General features: G+C 40.1%; 13 protein-coding genes and 1 riboswitch. Of the genes, 8 read left to right on the top strand and 5 right to left on the bottom strand.

Translation table 11 applies throughout. From position 1 onward, the window contains the following. The first annotated feature begins 2 nt into the window (after nt 1-2). The 7 genes from MHI60_RS05010 (at nt 3) to MHI60_RS04980 (ending at nt 10,315) form a co-directional block, all read left to right on the top strand. On the top strand, nt 3-2,090 hold the full coding sequence (locus MHI60_RS05010) for a cellulose biosynthesis cyclic di-GMP-binding regulatory protein BcsB (protein ID WP_144486163.1): 2,088 nt from the start codon (nt 3-5) through the stop codon (nt 2,088-2,090). A gap of 69 nt (nt 2,091-2,159) precedes the next feature. After that, nucleotides 2,160-2,304: riboswitch (cyclic di-AMP (ydaO/yuaA leader) on the top strand. A gap of 112 nt (nt 2,305-2,416) precedes the next feature. Beyond that, a complete protein-coding gene (locus MHI60_RS05005) occupies nt 2,417-4,243 on the top strand; it encodes an APC family permease (protein ID WP_144486165.1) in 1,827 nt (608 codons plus the stop codon). Nucleotides 4,244-4,310: 67 nt separating this feature from the next. Further along, nucleotides 4,311-6,032, top strand: coding sequence for a pyruvate oxidase (locus MHI60_RS05000; protein ID WP_144472980.1), 1,722 nt, complete (start codon nt 4,311-4,313; stop codon nt 6,030-6,032). Between the two features lie 231 nt (nt 6,033-6,263). Further along, nucleotides 6,264-7,982 carry a T7SS effector LXG polymorphic toxin gene (locus tag MHI60_RS04995; RefSeq protein ID WP_342502672.1) on the top strand — a complete coding sequence of 573 codons (1,719 nt, stop codon included), beginning with the start codon at nt 6,264-6,266 and terminating at the stop codon, nt 7,980-7,982. 19 nt (nt 7,983-8,001) lie between these two features. After that, nucleotides 8,002-8,547: a T6SS immunity protein Tdi1 domain-containing protein gene (locus MHI60_RS04990; protein WP_144472976.1), complete on the top strand. Its 546-nt coding sequence runs from the start codon at nt 8,002-8,004 to the stop codon at nt 8,545-8,547. A 1,006-nt stretch (nt 8,548-9,553) separates the two neighbouring features. After that, on the top strand, nt 9,554-10,000 hold the full coding sequence (locus tag MHI60_RS04985; RefSeq protein ID WP_144472974.1) for a hypothetical protein: 447 nt from the start codon (nt 9,554-9,556) through the stop codon (nt 9,998-10,000). 90 nt (nt 10,001-10,090) lie between these two features. After that, nucleotides 10,091-10,315 (top strand): hypothetical protein, encoded by a 225-nt coding sequence (locus MHI60_RS04980; protein WP_144472972.1) that lies wholly within the window; start codon nt 10,091-10,093, stop codon nt 10,313-10,315. A gap of 40 nt (nt 10,316-10,355) precedes the next feature. Here MHI60_RS04980 and MHI60_RS04975 read toward each other — a convergent pair whose 3' ends face one another. The 4 genes from MHI60_RS04975 to MHI60_RS04960 all read right to left on the bottom strand — a co-directional run bounded on the left by MHI60_RS04975 (nt 10,356) and on the right by MHI60_RS04960 (nt 13,119). Next, on the bottom strand, nt 10,356-10,619 hold the full coding sequence (locus MHI60_RS04975; protein WP_008346966.1) for a hypothetical protein: 264 nt from the start codon (nt 10,617-10,619) through the stop codon (nt 10,356-10,358). A gap of 98 nt (nt 10,620-10,717) precedes the next feature. Next, nucleotides 10,718-11,287: a GNAT family protein gene (locus MHI60_RS04970; RefSeq protein WP_095407787.1), complete on the bottom strand. Its 570-nt coding sequence runs from the start codon at nt 11,285-11,287 to the stop codon at nt 10,718-10,720. A gap of 71 nt (nt 11,288-11,358) precedes the next feature. Then, complete coding sequence (locus tag MHI60_RS04965; protein WP_144472970.1) at nt 11,359-12,636, bottom strand: Nramp family divalent metal transporter; 1,278 nt, start codon at nt 12,634-12,636, stop codon at nt 11,359-11,361. A 222-nt stretch (nt 12,637-12,858) separates the two neighbouring features. Then, entirely contained in the window at nt 12,859-13,119 is a 261-nt protein-coding gene (locus tag MHI60_RS04960) for a GlsB/YeaQ/YmgE family stress response membrane protein (protein ID WP_024427360.1), read from the bottom strand. Nucleotides 13,120-13,275: 156 nt separating this feature from the next. On the opposite strand from MHI60_RS04960, the gene MHI60_RS04955 reads away from it, so the two are divergent. Further along, nucleotides 13,276-14,106 carry an EcsC family protein gene (locus MHI60_RS04955; protein WP_073203922.1) on the top strand — a complete coding sequence of 277 codons (831 nt, stop codon included), beginning with the start codon at nt 13,276-13,278 and terminating at the stop codon, nt 14,104-14,106. A 25-nt stretch (nt 14,107-14,131) separates the two neighbouring features. On the opposite strand, the gene MHI60_RS04950 is transcribed toward MHI60_RS04955, so the two are convergent. Then, the gene (locus MHI60_RS04950) at nt 14,132-15,229 is read right to left on the bottom strand and encodes a DctP family TRAP transporter solute-binding subunit (RefSeq protein ID WP_144472968.1); all 1,098 of its coding nucleotides are present in this window, start codon (nt 15,227-15,229) and stop codon (nt 14,132-14,134) included. Nucleotides 15,230-15,282: the final 53 nt, after the last annotated feature.

The following is a 15,282-nucleotide window of genomic DNA, read 5'->3' as shown; positions in this document are numbered from 1 at the left end:
TATTGAAATCGGTAAAATGGATGATTTTTATATTGGTGATATCCCTTGCCATTCAGCCTTTTTTCATGGCGGGTCAAGCAATGGCGCAATCAAATCGAGTACAAGTGAAAGATGACTGGATTCGCTCATCTAAAGGAAGCCAGACAGAAACGCAGCATTTATCAGAAGATGTAGTGACCTTGTATGGACAAGAAGACCGCACTGAATTTTCCTATCAAATAGAAAAAGAAAAAGTAGAGTCTAGCACCCTTACATTGAATATAGAGGCTTCACCATTACTCATTTCGCCATCTTCATTCACAGTCATGATCGATGGAGAGATTGAAAAGACCATTCCCGTATCAGGGAAAAACCAAAAGAAATCGATTCAAATCAAATTGAACAAAACGCAATTGAAAAAAGGATCTCATCAAATTCAGCTCGCCTTTTATGGCGTGTTAAAAGAAGGTGTGTGTATCAACCAAGAGACACCTGCCAATTGGCTGAAAGTATACCCTGAAAGTGAGCTGGATTTCAAAGGGACTCAAACGAAAGACGTGACGTTAGACAGCTTTCCTTCACCTTTCATTCAAACAGGTGATCAGAAAGAACAAACAGATATTGTGATGCCAAATTCACCGGAAGCATCTGAATTAGAAGCGGCTATGAAAGTATATCGGACGTTGAAAAACAAAGACCGAGAGGCAGACCTCAAACTTGTCCAAGAAAAGGACCTGAAGCAAATCGCGCATCCAACCATTGCTGTAGGAGCAAAAGGAAACTGGGATGGACGAATGAAATCGATCGAGCAAGCTGCGAAGATGAAAACAGCAAGCAATCAACTCACATTAGCGGTGAGAACCTTGACAGGGAAGAAAAAAGAACAGCCCATTTTATTTGTCACTGCTGAACAGCCCAAAATAATTGCCGAAAAAATCAATGTCTTGACTCAACCAGAACTGACCGATCAGCTCACTGGGACTGATTTACTCCTTCAAAAGGTTACGGCTAAAGCATCAAAACCATCTCATCAAATTCGTTTAAAAGATTTTGGTGGTGATGATGTTACGGTTGGAACAAAAAAGACGGCATCTGATCATTACTATTATCCGAAGGCATTGATCGCTAATCAGAAATCAGGTGCAAAACTCAATCTATCATTTAAAAAATCTGATACAGCGAACAAAGCGGAACGCTTAACAGTCATGATCAATAACGAACCACACGATGTACCGTTAACGAAACTAGGAAACAAAGATGGGAATGGATTCTATCATGTGTCAATTCCAGTAGATTCACAAGTACTTCAAAAGAACGAATATATTGATCTCCAATTTGTCACTACAGGCTTTAAAAACATGGAAGCCTGCAGGCATACGGATGAAGAAGGCTGGATTTACATTGATAAGAACAGCTCTCTTCAAATACCAGAAGGGACGACTAGTGATACACCAGATTTAGCTTCATGGCCGCTTCCTTTCACATCAAAAACGCAGCAAGGAAAAACATTGATCATCTTGCCAGATCAAATCAAGCAAGAAACGATCAATCAAATGGCGATGCTGACAGAATCATTTAGTCAGCCGGAAGCTGCTCAATATCAGTTGATCAAAGCATCAAATGTGACAAATGATCAATTGAAAAATCACTCTCTTATTTTCATCGGGGGCATCCATACGTTCTCTCTTTTAAAAGAAAAAGCAGAAGATCTCATCGTTCCAGCGAAAAAGGATCAGTATGATGTATCCTCCTTTGGTATGATCAACGAAACGACTGCTCGTATTGTATGGACGCAGCCATCTGTATGGAATAAAGAACAAACAATGACCGTCTTTTCAGGAATGAATGCAGCCGACGCTGATCTTTCACATGAAGTGATTCGTTTCCTGCAAACAAATACGGAAACGGCAACAGTTGCAATCGAGAGCAAAAACAAGGACATGTTCTCTAATCATCAAACAGTCAGCAGCACAACAAATGATCTTCAAAAAGGTGAAAAGCAAGGCGTTGGTGATTCTTGGATTTACTTTGCATGTATCGCTGTGCTAATTATTTTTGTGGTCGTGATGATTATTTATTTCGTACGAAAAAACCGCAAAAAGACTGATTGATAAACGATCAAAAGACCTTGAAAAAATGTCTTTACTTTGGTATCAAACGGGAGTATGATCTCTTTTATAAAAGACCAATCGCTGAATCATTTCGATGAGCGGGGGAACCATTAGTAGTGTAAAGCACTACGTGGGGTGAATCCTTTTTAGGTAGGGCAAAATCTCATGCGCCCGAATCCGTCAGCTAACCTCGTAAGCGTTAAAGAGAGCAAAGACCAACCTGTGATCTAAACAATAGACGCAGGGGCATTCTATTGCCTCTGTGTCTTTTTGGCGATCCATCTTTTGTAACTTAAATCGTTTGACACTAAAGGAGCGGGCATCACATGTACAGTTTGATGAAGCGTATTTTAATTGGGAAACCATTAAAATCACAGGCAGCAGGAGAACAAAAACTATCAAAAATCAAAGCGTTGGCATTATTGTCATCAGACGCATTGTCATCCGTTGCATACGGTACGGAACAAATCTTGATTGTTCTTTCAGTCGTTAGTGCAGCAGCATTTTGGTACTCACTCCCGATTGCAGGTTGTGTATTAATTCTTTTAATGGCGTTAATTTTATCTTACCGACAGATTATTTATGCTTATCCAGAAGGCGGCGGGGCCTATGTCGTCTCTAGCAGAAACTTAGGTGAAAAACCAGGACTGATCGCAGGCGGATCATTGCTTGTAGATTATATTTTGACTGTAGCAGTGAGTATATCAGCGGGTACCGATGCCATCACATCGGCTTTTCCGGCACTATACCCATATCATGTGCTGATTTCAATTGTATTGGTCATTTTGATCATGGTGCTTAACCTTCGTGGATTGACAGAATCGGCATCTATTTTGGCTTATCCCGTATACTTGTTTGTCATATCACTCCTTATTTTAATTGGAGTCGGCGGCTTTAAATTATTAACAGGAGGCGTGCCTCCAGCACCTGAGCATACAGCGATAGGCACACATGTACCTGGCATTACATTATTTCTTTTATTAAAAGCATTTTCGTCTGGCTGTTCTGCACTAACTGGGGTAGAAGCCATTTCAAATACCATTCCATCCTTTAAAAAACCAGCTGCACAAAATGCAGCGAGAACATTATTGATGATGGGTGGATTACTAGCCGTATTATTTGTTGGCGTGACATTGCTTGCGTTTGGTTTTGGCATCTCACCAAAGCCAGAAGAAACGGTAGTATCACAAATTGCATCAGATACATTTGGACGTACATTTTTCTATTATGTCATTCAGGCTGTCACAGCTTTAATCTTGATATTAGCGGCAAACACCGGCTTTTCCGCCTTTCCTTTATTGGCGGTCAACTTAGCAAAGGATAAATATATGCCGCGCATGTTTACAGTAAGAGGGGATCGACTTGGTTATTCTAATGGCATTATCTTTTTAGGTGTAGCTTCCATGCTGCTCATTTGGTTGTTTGATGGGAAAACGGAACACCTCATCCCGCTATATGCTGTCGGTGTATTTATTCCATTTACCTTGTCACAGACCGGCATGTGTATGAAATGGATTCGTGAAAAACCGCAGGGCTGGAAAACGAAAATGCCTATCAATATAGTCGGAGCACTGATTTCTTTCACGGTTCTCATGATTCTCATTTTGACCAAGTTTCATCTTGTATGGCCATTATTTGTTTTCATGCCAATTGTGCTATTGATTTTTCATTCCATTAAAAAGCATTATCTGTCTGTTGGAGAACAACTGCGTTTAATGAATGAAACAGAGCCTGTTGAGATTAAAGGAAATGTGGTCATTGTGCCAATAGCTGGTGTAACACGTGTCGTTGAACAATCTGTTCAATATGCAAAATCCTTATCAGAGCAAGTCATAGCAGTTCATGTATCCTTTGATAAAGAAAAAGATAAGAAAATTGAAGCGGATTGGGAAAAACTGAATAGCGGTGTGCGGCTTGTGATGCTGCATTCGTCTTATCGAAGCCTTATTCATCCGCTTGATAAATTTCTTGAAACGGTTGAGGCAAAAGCAAATGCTCATCAATATAAAGTGATGGTGCTCGTGCCTCAATTCATCCCGAAAAAAAGATGGCACACCATTTTGCATAACCAATCTGCCTTTTTATTAAGATTCCGTCTATTATGGAAGCGGGATATAGTGGTCGCCACCCTTCCATATCATTTTAAAAAGTAGCAGCAAGTTGAAACGTTTGATCAAAAGGGTGCGGTGGTATGGAGTAAGAAAAAAGGAGTTTTCTCACATGCCGCAAAGAACCGCAGGAAAAGAAGTAACAGCGCTACTGGAAGAGTGGGGCGTAAAACATATTTATGGAATGCCCGGCGACAGCATAAACGAATTGATTGAAGAGCTTAGGCATGAATCAAGCCAAATACAATTTATACAAACGAGACATGAAGAAGTGGCGGCACTTTCAGCGGCGGCTGATGCCAAACTAACAGGTAAGCTCGGTGTCTGCTTATCCATCGCTGGACCGGGTGCTGTCCACTTATTAAATGGACTATACGATGCAAAAGCAGATGGGGCACCCGTATTAGCAATTGCAGGGCAGGTTGCTTCGAATGAAGTAGGGAGAGACGCCTTTCAAGAAATCAAATTAGAGCGGATGTTTGATGACGTCGCTGTCTTTAATCAGCAGGTACAAACTGCAGAAGCTCTGCCTGATTTATTGAATCAAGCCATTAAAGCAGCTTATACCCACAAAGGTGTGGCAGTTCTCACCGTATCGGATGACTTATTTTCTCAAAAAATTAAGCGTAAGCCTGTTTATACATCTCCTCTTTATGTTGAGGGAGAAGTACGGCCAAAGAAAGATCAACTGTTAAAAGCCGCACAGCTGATTAACAATGCGAAGAAGCCAGTCATCTTAGCAGGTAAAGGATTAAGAAATGCAAAAGAAGAGCTTCTGTCGTTTGCAGAAAAGGCTGCTGCACCTATTGTCATTACACTTCCTGCAAAAGGGGTTGTGCCAGACAGACATCCATACTTTTTAGGGAACCTAGGTCAAATTGGAACGAAGCCAGCATATGAAGCGATGGAAGAGTGTGATCTCTTAATTATGCTTGGCACTTCCTTCCCATATAGAGACTACTTACCTGAGGACACACCTGCCATTCAACTGGATATTAAACCAGATCAAATCGGTAAAAGATATCCAGTAGACGTAGGAATCGTGAGTGACAGCAAGAGTGGTTTGCAGGAGCTGACCTCCTACATTGAATATAAAGAGCAGCGTGGTTTCCTTGAAGCTTGTACTGAGCATATGATGAAATGGCGAGAAGAAATGGATAAGGAAAAATCCGTTGCCACATCACCGCTTAAACCGCAGCAAGTCATTGCTAGATTAGAAGAAGCAGTCGAAGACGACGCCATTCTTTCTGTTGATGTAGGGAATGTGACCGTATGGATGGCCCGCCATTTCGAAATGAAACAGCAGGATTTCATCATCTCCAGCTGGCTTGCCACAATGGGCTGTGGTTTGCCTGGAGCGATCTCTGCTAAGTTAAATGAACCGAATCGTCAAGCAATTGCTGTCTGTGGTGATGGTGGCTTCACAATGGTCATGCAAGACTTTGTGACAGCGGTAAAATATAAGCTTCCGATCGTTGTTGTAATCTTAAACAACAGTAACCTTGGAATGATTGAATATGAACAACAGGTAAAAGGAAACATCAATTATGGCATAGAGCTTGAAGATATTGATTTTGCTAAGTTTGCAGAAGCATGTGGCGGCAAAGGAATCTCCGTGTCATCACATGAAGAACTAGCTCCGGCTTTTGATACAGCCCTTCAATCTGATAAACCCGTCATTATTGATGTTGCTGTCACCAATGAACCGCCGTTACCTGGGAAAATTACGTATACACAAGCAGCCGGTTTTAGTAAGTACTTACTGAAAAAATTCTTTGAAAAAGGCGAGTTGGATATCCCTCCACTCAAGAAAAGTTTAAAACGCTTTTTCTAAACAAAATGTAGTCGGTCCTCTCAAAAGAGGACTGACTTTTTTTGCTGAAAAGAAAAAACATTTCAATTATCACTTGTTTTATTCCCTCTAAAAATATTTGGAAATTATTTTTGTAACTTAAAGCCTATTTTTCCAATTTGCTGAGAAAGGTAAAATAGACTTTATGATCAATAATGGAGGGAGTGACTTCTTCTGGGCAAGATACTTGATGCAAAAGCACTAACAAGTGCCATGGACACAAGGGCAAAACACTATCAGGAACTCCGCGAACAAATGGTAGATTTAAAAAAGGCATTACAAGGTGTTGCCAATCTCGGTAATGATTTCACTGGGAAAGGTGCCGATAACATTAAAAGCTTTTATAAAGAGCTTGCTGGAAATGTAGACATGTTTATTAGCTTCATTGATAAGCAAAAAGCCTTTCATGAAGGTGTTTCTGGGACACTGGATGATACGAGCTTTGGCGGCGATACCTTTATAGAGGAACACTTTTTAGACAACGCAGTACATATGGGCATCAAAAACGCCAAAAGCATTGTAAAGGATCAAAAAAAGGCACTCAAAACGATTTTTCAAGACATTGATGACCTCATTTCCCTAGAGGTATTTGATAGTCAAACCTTTGATGAAAAAATAGAAGATGCGGAAGATGAACGAAAAAAGACGGTCAAAGAACTAAGAGAGCTTGATCAAAATTTAAAAGATGAATATGCTTTGTCAGAGACGGAGCAGCAAGCTACAATGGCATTGTACGCTGAAATGATGAATGCGACAAATGATGGAAAAGCGATTTCGCCTATGAATTTTGACAAGAAAGCGTATCAAAATAGCGAAATCTACAAGGCAAAAAGCGATATTGAGAAGCAAACTGCTGAATATCTGAAAATCAAAAAAGAACAAGAAGAAGCCCGCGAGATCGCAAAGGAACAAGAGGCACTCGCTAACCGCCCTTGGTATGAAAAAGCGCTCGATTATGGTGGAAACATCGTGAATGAACTGACTGGTGTGAACGATGCAAAACGTGCCGCAACGGGCATTGATCCAATCACAGGCGAAGAGCTCACGGCAGGACAGAGAGTCGCGGCAGGTGGCATGGCAGCAGCCGGATACATCCCAATCGTTGGCTGGGCAGGCCGCATTTTCAAAGGTGGGAAAGCTGTCTATAAAACAACCCAAGCCACATCAGCCGCAGTCAGGGCAGTCGACATCTACAAGACTTCACAGAAATCCTTTGACGCCCTGAAAACATCTCAAAAAGGCTTATATGGTCTCACCGCCACCAACGGTTTCAGCGAAGCGATCACAGGCCGAGACATGTTTGGAAATAAGATCTCGAAAGAACAGCAGGAAGCGAGTATGAATGCGGCTCTGGGGATGCTTTTGCCGTTTGGGGCTAAAGGGTTTCATGGTAAGATGGGGGTTAAGAGTGCGGGAGATGTAAAGCATTTAGAAGATGCCCCTAGAATAAAAGAAATTGAAGTTAATTTTAAAAGAAATGTTAAACATGATTCTGAAGAGTTCGCAAGACAATTAAAAGACCAAGAAAAAGGTATGAATGAGTTAACGGTTGACGAGTATCTGAAAAATAGAGATAGATATATTGCTGAAGGTAGAGCGATAGAAGGAAATGCAGCTCAAAAAATGGCTAGGCAAGAAGCACTTAAAGATAAAATTGCTGAACTACGAAAACAAGGCCTTTCCAGAGCAGCTGCGACAAAGCAAGCTACGGAATGGCTGGAAACAAAAGCAGCACTGCATAATCCAGATCAAATAGCTGGAGGAAGAGCAGACATTATTGGAGGTTTGGGGGATAAAAAAGTAAATTCCTCGATAGGTTCACAATGGAAATATAGAATTGATGTTGCTGATGAGCAAATTAGGGGAATTGCTAAGAATATGTCACCTGAGCAGCTAAAGAATACTTACTTAAATGTGAAATTAACTCAATAATTAAAGGAGGGTATTTTAATTGGAAACTATATTTAGTGATTATATAAAATATGAAACAGTTGATGAAGATGTTATTTTAAAATATAAGAATAAAATTCCTGAAGAATTAATAGAAACGTGGAAAAAATTTGGTTTTGGTAGTTTCGTTAATAACTTTTTAAAAGTTATCAATCCAGACGATTATTTAGATATTTTAGAAAGAAGTTATGTAAGGTATGAGCAGGCAATTCCTATTTTTACTACTGCAATGGGTGATATTATAGTATGGGAAAAAGATAAGTATTTAAATTTATTAAACTTTAGGAAAGGTTATGTCCATGTTGTTTCATCAGGATTTGAATTCTTTTTTGATGACTTAAAAGATAATGAATTTATGAACGATGAATTAATGTGGCAGCCTTATCCTGAAGCGATTAGTAAATACAGTGCCCCTGGCTATGACGAGTGTTTTGGATACACCCCTCTATTGAGTTTAGGAGGAGCAGAAAAAGTAGAGAATCTAAAAAAAGTCAAATTGAAGGAGCATATTCTTATTATTACTGAATTTATGGGGCCAGTTCAGTAAAGTTCAAGATTATGTTACAGAATTAACTATAAGCACTTGATTGCCTTAGGCAACAGGTGTTTTTTATTTCTATAAGAAATTTAAACCTTGGATGACATTGGCTGATTCATGAAGGTTGTACTATTATAGAATTAATAATATAGGATAGAGGGACAAGTGAGGGTATTTGCTAAGCAAGGAATTAAATACGAAGAAATTATGAAGATAGGAAATTGGGAATTAATATTTAGTAAACCCCGCGGAGACGGATTACTACCTGTAATAAAGCATGCTGTGTATATGCCTTAGAAGGAGACATGATGATGTACATTAAGTGAAAATGTACACAAAATGGAAAATTTTAAATTGGATAACAAAAATATAAATGTGATTAAAGGAGTACCAAATTTTCAAGTAGAAGAACATAATGATAAGACCTATATAGATGAGAAAGGTAAATTAGACGTATATATAGGGTTAGATAAGGTCTTAATTTCATTTTCAGAAAATGATACAGTGTCTATTTTATAAAACGATACAGTAGGACTTGCTTTGGACAAAGATGAAGTAGTATGTGGCATTATTATAAGTGGTATGTTAGAACATGAAAAGAAAACATTAGAAGATGCATTGAATTAGAGTATTATGAAATACAAAAAAACCTTGACGGCTAAAAACCTTTCGAGGTTTTTGTGTTTCAGAGGAAAAGTGGGTTTAAACCTTATGCTATTCATTCTGGTGATACAGTAAATAGCATTAGTTAAGATCAATGACAGAACATTTTTCGAAGTGAATCTTATAATCTCTAAAAGCCGTAAGAGAGTTAAGACAAAAATGTTTAAAGAAGTACAATGGATTCCATTTTTAAACTGGAATTGAAAACAAAGATTATTTTTGAGCAGACAAAAATTTAGATTGCTAAAAGAAAGTGTTAGGAATGATTTCTTGAGCAGTGGATAAGGAGATTTCATGTTAGTTAAAATAGATTTTCGTTTTGTTGAAAGTTAGAAACTGAAAGGGTTTTTATATGTTAAATGATATATTGTCAAAGAAGATAGTTATAGAAAGTGGCACTGAGTTTGAAAAATCTCTAGAGTATGGTGGACCCTACGAACTAGCAATTGTGGAATATACTTCAGGAGGGGAAGAACAACTCTTTACTGGACTAGCCTATGATATGTACGAAAACGGACATATTGAAAGTTATTTCTATGTAGAGAAAGGTATTAAACAGGGGAAGTATGTGGAATTTTATCCAAATGGCTTTGTGAAAAAAATAGGGTATATGAGGAAGAACGCTGTGGATGGATATCAAGTCGAGTTTTTTGAGAATGGAAATAAAAAGTATGAATGTGAGTGTATTGCTGGTCGAGAGATGACTTATATAAAATATGATAAAGAAGGTAATGTGAAAGAGCTTAAGGCAGAACCTAGTGAATCAGATCTCATTTATGCTGAAAAATTCAATGATTGATCAATGTTCAAATGAATTTTCAGTTAAAGTAGCTTAAAATGAGAAGAAAGCAGGTAGAAATCATTTCAAATCATAAAGGAGAAAAAAACCATGCTATGGATTTTCACACAAAACCAGCAAAGTTTCGTTCATGTTCATGAAGTCACTGTAGCCGGCAAAAAGATTGAAGGGATGATTGCAGGAAGCGATACTTGGGTGAAGACGCTCGGCAAGTATGATTCAAATGATCGAGCATCAGAGATCCTTGAAGACATTGTGAAAACAATTGAAGCCAATCAAGATGCCACCGTGACTTACAGAATGCCAAATCAATAAAAAAGAAACCACCTTTCCATTGAGAAAAGGTGGTTTTTGTTTATGACGGTGTTTTTGTAAAGGCTAAAAATAAAGGGATGCCTGTGCCGACAAGGGTTGTGGCAAAAAGGAACATACCGCAAATGAATAGAAAATGGCTGGCTGAAAAGACAAGTGCCAGAATGAGAAAAACGATGCTGAGTCCTGCCATGCTATATGATGGGACAAAGCGGCGTTTGTATGTGGCTTTCTTTGTTAAGAATGAGAAGAAAATGCCAAATAATAATGGGACAATCCATAAGTAAAACAAAATAATAAGAGACATACTTCATACCTCGATTTTTCCTTCTATTCTATCAGATGCTGATCGCAACGGATACTACAAAGCTTCACTTTGTAAAATAATTCATGCAATCGACACAATTAAGTGGACTGATTCATAGAATGCGTTTTTTCTTCCATATATTCAGGCTGTAAAAGGGCGTATACACAATGATCCGTAAAGCGGTCTCCCAGCCATTCACATTGTCTCAAAATGCCTTCAAGCGAAAAGGATAATCGTTCTGCGATGCGTCTGCTCTTCTGGTTATCGACAGCAGCTCTGATTTCAATGCGGTGCAGTCCACATTCTTCAAATAAATAACGAATGACTGCTTTGCACGCTTTTGTCATGATGCCTTTTCCTTGATAGCCTTCTCCGAGCCAATAGCCAATTGAAACAGTCCTGTCGATCCAATGAATTTGGTGGGTGCCGATGATCCCGACAAGCTCTCCATGTGACCAAATGCCCGCTTGAAAACCGTTGTTCTGCATGGCTTGCTGCATTGCGCCTTGAATGAACGCCATGCTGTCTTCTTCTGTTTTCGTTGAATCCACCCAAAGCATCCATTCACGTAAATGCTTTCTTGACCGCTGGATGAGCAAATATAGACTTCTTGCGTCTCTTGGCTCAAGCAGCCGCATGGCTATCTCTTGATCCTGATAAAAAAACATGTGCCCACATCCTCTCAGGGGAATTTTACCATAACCATATGAAAAGAAAAAGACAGCATCACGACTGTCTTTTACATAAACGTATCCACAATTAAAAAGAGATTGAGTGCGACAACAAGAGCTGCTATCACCCAAGATATTCCTGTTACCCAGCTGGCATTCGTCAATTCGCCCATAATTCGTTTTTTACTTGTAAATAAAATGAGCGGAATTAAAGCAAAGGCAATACCAAAGGATAAGACCACCTGACTCATCACAAGTGCGGATGTCGGATTCACCCCAGATGCAATGATCACAATAGGGGGAATAATAGTAATCAGCCGGCGGACATACAGCGGAATCCGGTATTGAATAAAACCCTGCATAATGATATCGCCTGACAATGTACCGACAGAAGAGCTTGATAGTCCGGCTACAAGCAGGCCTACACCAAATAAGATAGCTGATACAGGGCCTGCTAGTGTGCTAAAATGCTGGAACGCAACATCCAGATCTTCAACAAAGAGGCCATTTTTATAAAATAAAGCGGCTGCCACAATCAACATACTGGCATTGATGGCTCCAGCGACTAGCATCGCAATGAGGATATCTAAAAACTCAAAACGGAAAATCTGTTTTTTCTCCTTTTCCGTTCTGCCGACGACTCTTCTTTGGGTTAAAGCTGAATGTAAATAGATCGCGTGCGGCATCACAGTGGCACCTAAAATTCCAGCTGCAAGCAGCACACTATCTGCGCCATCAAATTTTGGAATGAAAAGCCCGCCTGCGACACTTGCCATATCAGGCTTGGCGACAAAGGTTTGCACAGCGAAAGCGATCACGACAACGAACAGCATGCCGGTGATGCCGGCTTCTAATGCGCGATATCCCCGTCTTTGCAATTCTAAAATCGCAAATGATCCGATAGCTGCAATAATGGATGCTTCAAGCAGCGGGATCCGAAAGAGCAAGTATAAACCAAGTGCTGCCCCGATAAACTCGGCTAAATCTGTGGCAATAATGACGAGTTCGCCCTGAATCCATAAACCGATGGAGACGGGTTTTGGAAACTCTTCACGTGCGATTTCAGGTAAGTTTTTACCTGTCGCTATTCCAAGCTTTGCGGACAAGGATTGGATGAGCAAAGCCATGAGATTTGATATGAGAATGACCCATAAGAGGAGATATCCATATTTGGAGCCAGCCGCAATGTTGGTGGCAAAATTCCCTGGATCAATATATGCAATGGCAGCGATAAAAGCAGGGCCTAGAAAAGGAAGAAGCCTTCTAAATCCTTTGACCTTTCCTTCAAGTGCACGCTCAGCTGCCTCTGACATGTGTGCTTGTGCCTCGATGTATTTGTTTGTCATATGTCATCACCTAGATTCTACAAAGTTTTGCTTGGGCACAAAAAGTTTCCTTCATGCAATTTTTTATCATCATATGCCCATCTTCATGAAAAGTCAACTATCTGAACTAATAGGTTTGTTTATCATATGTAAGTGAAAAAAATAGATACCTTGTCAACGCGCAACATAAAAAACACCGCCCCTTAGACGGTGTCCCTACTGCTTCCTCTGTTATTTGTTTTTTTAAGATACCCTTGATCCCACGCTGCGGAAGATCAGGCTTAAAATAATGACAAAGATTGCTGCTCCTAAGATCGCTGGAATGATCGCAAAGCCTGCCAGACTAGGACCCCACGTTCCAAGTAATCCATGACCAATCCAAGCACCTACAAACCCAGCAATCATTGAGCCGATCCATCCTCCTGGTACACTGCCTCCAGCAAGTGCACTCCCAATGAGACCAATGACAATCGCCACAACTAATGAAATTAGAAATCCTAACATGTTGATCACTCCTCTTTTGTTTGTTTATTAAGCAATAACCGTTTTGAAAAAGATTAAAACCTTTCGGAACCGCTTCAATGTTCTATACGTATGATGGACAAGGATTGTGTATAATAACAGACAAATACTTCAGCGGCATCTAAGGAGGCATATGGCATGGAGGAAAGAGAGTGGCTAAAAGCACAATTAAAGGAGATCGAAAAGTGGGAGAAAGACCAGCAAAAGGTATGGTTCTGGGAGAAACTCAGCCGCCTTCCATTTCAAATGCTGGACAAGCTGACGCCTGCTTTTATTCAGAAAAAAATCGGTGTGCTGCTTGATGAAATGGGTCATTACATTCAATCTGGCGGTGCCTATTTGACATCGGAAAAAGGCATCATTCATCAATTTCAAAAGAAGTGTGAGGGCGAATCCATTCAGCGTATAGAGGATATTGGAAAGGCACCAATCGAAATGATGGATGCCATTAGTGAACATATGGGGAAAAACAGAACGAATCTCGCGACGGTGCAAGGGGCGACAACTGGTGTCGGCGGAATGTTTACACTAGCTGCTGATATTCCTGCGGTACTGGGCCTCTCCCTGAAAACATTACAGGATATTGCCGTCACCTATGGCTATGACCCTAAAAACAAAGAGGAGCGGGTCTTCATCATTAAATGCTTGCAGCTGAACTCTGCTGATGTCGTTGGAAAGAAATCGATTCTAAAAGAGCTGAAAAGCTATCATGCATCCGAAGGGAAGCATGAAAACATGATTTCCCAAATCCAAGGGTGGCGTGAGGTCGTCTATAATTACCGGGATTCGTTTGGCTGGAAGAAACTGTTTCAGCTTGTGCCCATCGCTGGGATTTTGTTTGGTGCAGTTTCGAACCGCTCCCAATTAAAAGGAATTGCCGAAACAGGCATGATGCAATACCGAAAGCGTAGAATTTTAACAAGATTAGAAGAGCTCACGCAGCAAGAACAGAGTGAGTCCGGCGCATAAAAAAATCCCTCATCAAAGGGATTTTTTATTTGCTCTCATTCTCTTCCTGAAAAGCATGGATAGGTGAGTGTTCATAACGTGCACGCAGTTCGCGGATCTGTTTGATGAGGGTGGAGCCAATCGTTTTTTCGGCTTCATCATACAAAGGATCAAGGGCTTTCATCCATTTTTGTCTTTCAGCATGCGTCAATTCATGAATGGAAATCGGTGATTCACGTTTAATGTCCTCCAGCTGATCTTTGTTCATCTGTTCTGCATGCTTTTCATTCCAAGCCGTAGTTTCTTCCATGGCCTCAAGTAAAATCCGTTTCGTTTCGGGTGTCTGGCGGTCAAAGAAGGATTGATCTGTTAAGACCACATAGCCTAAATACCCGTGATTGCTGATCGTCATATAGTCTTGTATATGATAGAATTTTTTTGAATAAATATTTGAAATGGTATTTTCTTCACCGTCTACTTTTTTTGATTCTAATAGCTGAAACGTTGAATTAAATGATTCCTGATAGGGCTTTGCGCCAAGAAGTTTGAATTGTTTTTCAATCATGTCGCTTTGCATAATGCGGAGAGACTGGTTTTTTAAATCTGCCGGCTGTTTAATTGGCCCTTTATTAGAGGTAATTTGTTTAAAGCCATTTGTCCAATAAGCCATTCCCTTTAATCCATCTTTTTGCAGCGTGCCAAACAACCTTTGTCCAATTGCACCGTGCAGGCCTTCTTGAACAGCATTGTAATTTGAAAAAGCAAAGGGAAGATCAAGTGCCAGCCACTCAGGAGACAGCATGCCGAGCTTCGAGGTAGACGGAGCGATAAATTGAACTTGATTCTCTTTGAGTGCATTAATCTCTTCAATATCAGAATAAAGGCTTCCGTTGGAGAAAATTTGAATGCTGATTTTACCATCGGATTTTTCTTGCACGAGCTCAGCAAATTTCTTTGCGGCAAGTCCTTTAGGTGTATTGTCTGCCACGACATGGCTGAATTTGAACACAAGCTGGTCCTTCAGTCCAGTCTGTTCATCATCAAAGGTTGTCGCTGATTTTGGCATCATATGATAAAAACCAAAGTATAAAGCGGTTACAAAACCGATCATGAGCAAAAGTGTATAAGCGAGTAAATTCTTCATGCGTCAGATCCCCCTTATGTCAAGCATACTTGACAGAGGAAGAATTCGTAAAG

This window comes from Bacillus sp. FSL K6-3200, from assembly GCF_038630485.1.
Lineage (GTDB): Bacteria > Bacillota > Bacilli > Bacillales > Bacillaceae > Bacillus > Bacillus safensis.
This window is presented reverse-complemented; position numbering and strand designations above follow the sequence as displayed.

Coding starts and splice junctions, on each gene's coding strand:
- MHI60_RS05005 (WP_144486165.1), top strand. CDS start 2,417: ATGTACAGTTTGATGAAGCGTATTTTAATTGGGAAACCATTAAAATCA.
- MHI60_RS05000 (WP_144472980.1), top strand. CDS start 4,311: ATGCCGCAAAGAACCGCAGGAAAAGAAGTAACAGCGCTACTGGAAGAG.
- MHI60_RS04995 (WP_342502672.1), top strand. CDS start 6,264: ATGGACACAAGGGCAAAACACTATCAGGAACTCCGCGAACAAATGGTA.
- MHI60_RS04985 (WP_144472974.1), top strand. CDS start 9,554: ATGTTAAATGATATATTGTCAAAGAAGATAGTTATAGAAAGTGGCACT.
- MHI60_RS04980 (WP_144472972.1), top strand. CDS start 10,091: ATGCTATGGATTTTCACACAAAACCAGCAAAGTTTCGTTCATGTTCAT.
- MHI60_RS04975 (WP_008346966.1), bottom strand. CDS start 10,619: ATGTCTCTTATTATTTTGTTTTACTTATGGATTGTCCCATTATTATTT.
- MHI60_RS04970 (WP_095407787.1), bottom strand. CDS start 11,287: ATGTTTTTTTATCAGGATCAAGAGATAGCCATGCGGCTGCTTGAGCCA.
- MHI60_RS04965 (WP_144472970.1), bottom strand. CDS start 12,636: ATGACAAACAAATACATCGAGGCACAAGCACACATGTCAGAGGCAGCT.
- MHI60_RS04960 (WP_024427360.1), bottom strand. CDS start 13,119: ATGTTAGGATTTCTAATTTCATTAGTTGTGGCGATTGTCATTGGTCTC.
- MHI60_RS04955 (WP_073203922.1), top strand. CDS start 13,276: ATGGAGGAAAGAGAGTGGCTAAAAGCACAATTAAAGGAGATCGAAAAG.
- MHI60_RS04950 (WP_144472968.1), bottom strand. CDS start 15,229: ATGAAGAATTTACTCGCTTATACACTTTTGCTCATGATCGGTTTTGTA.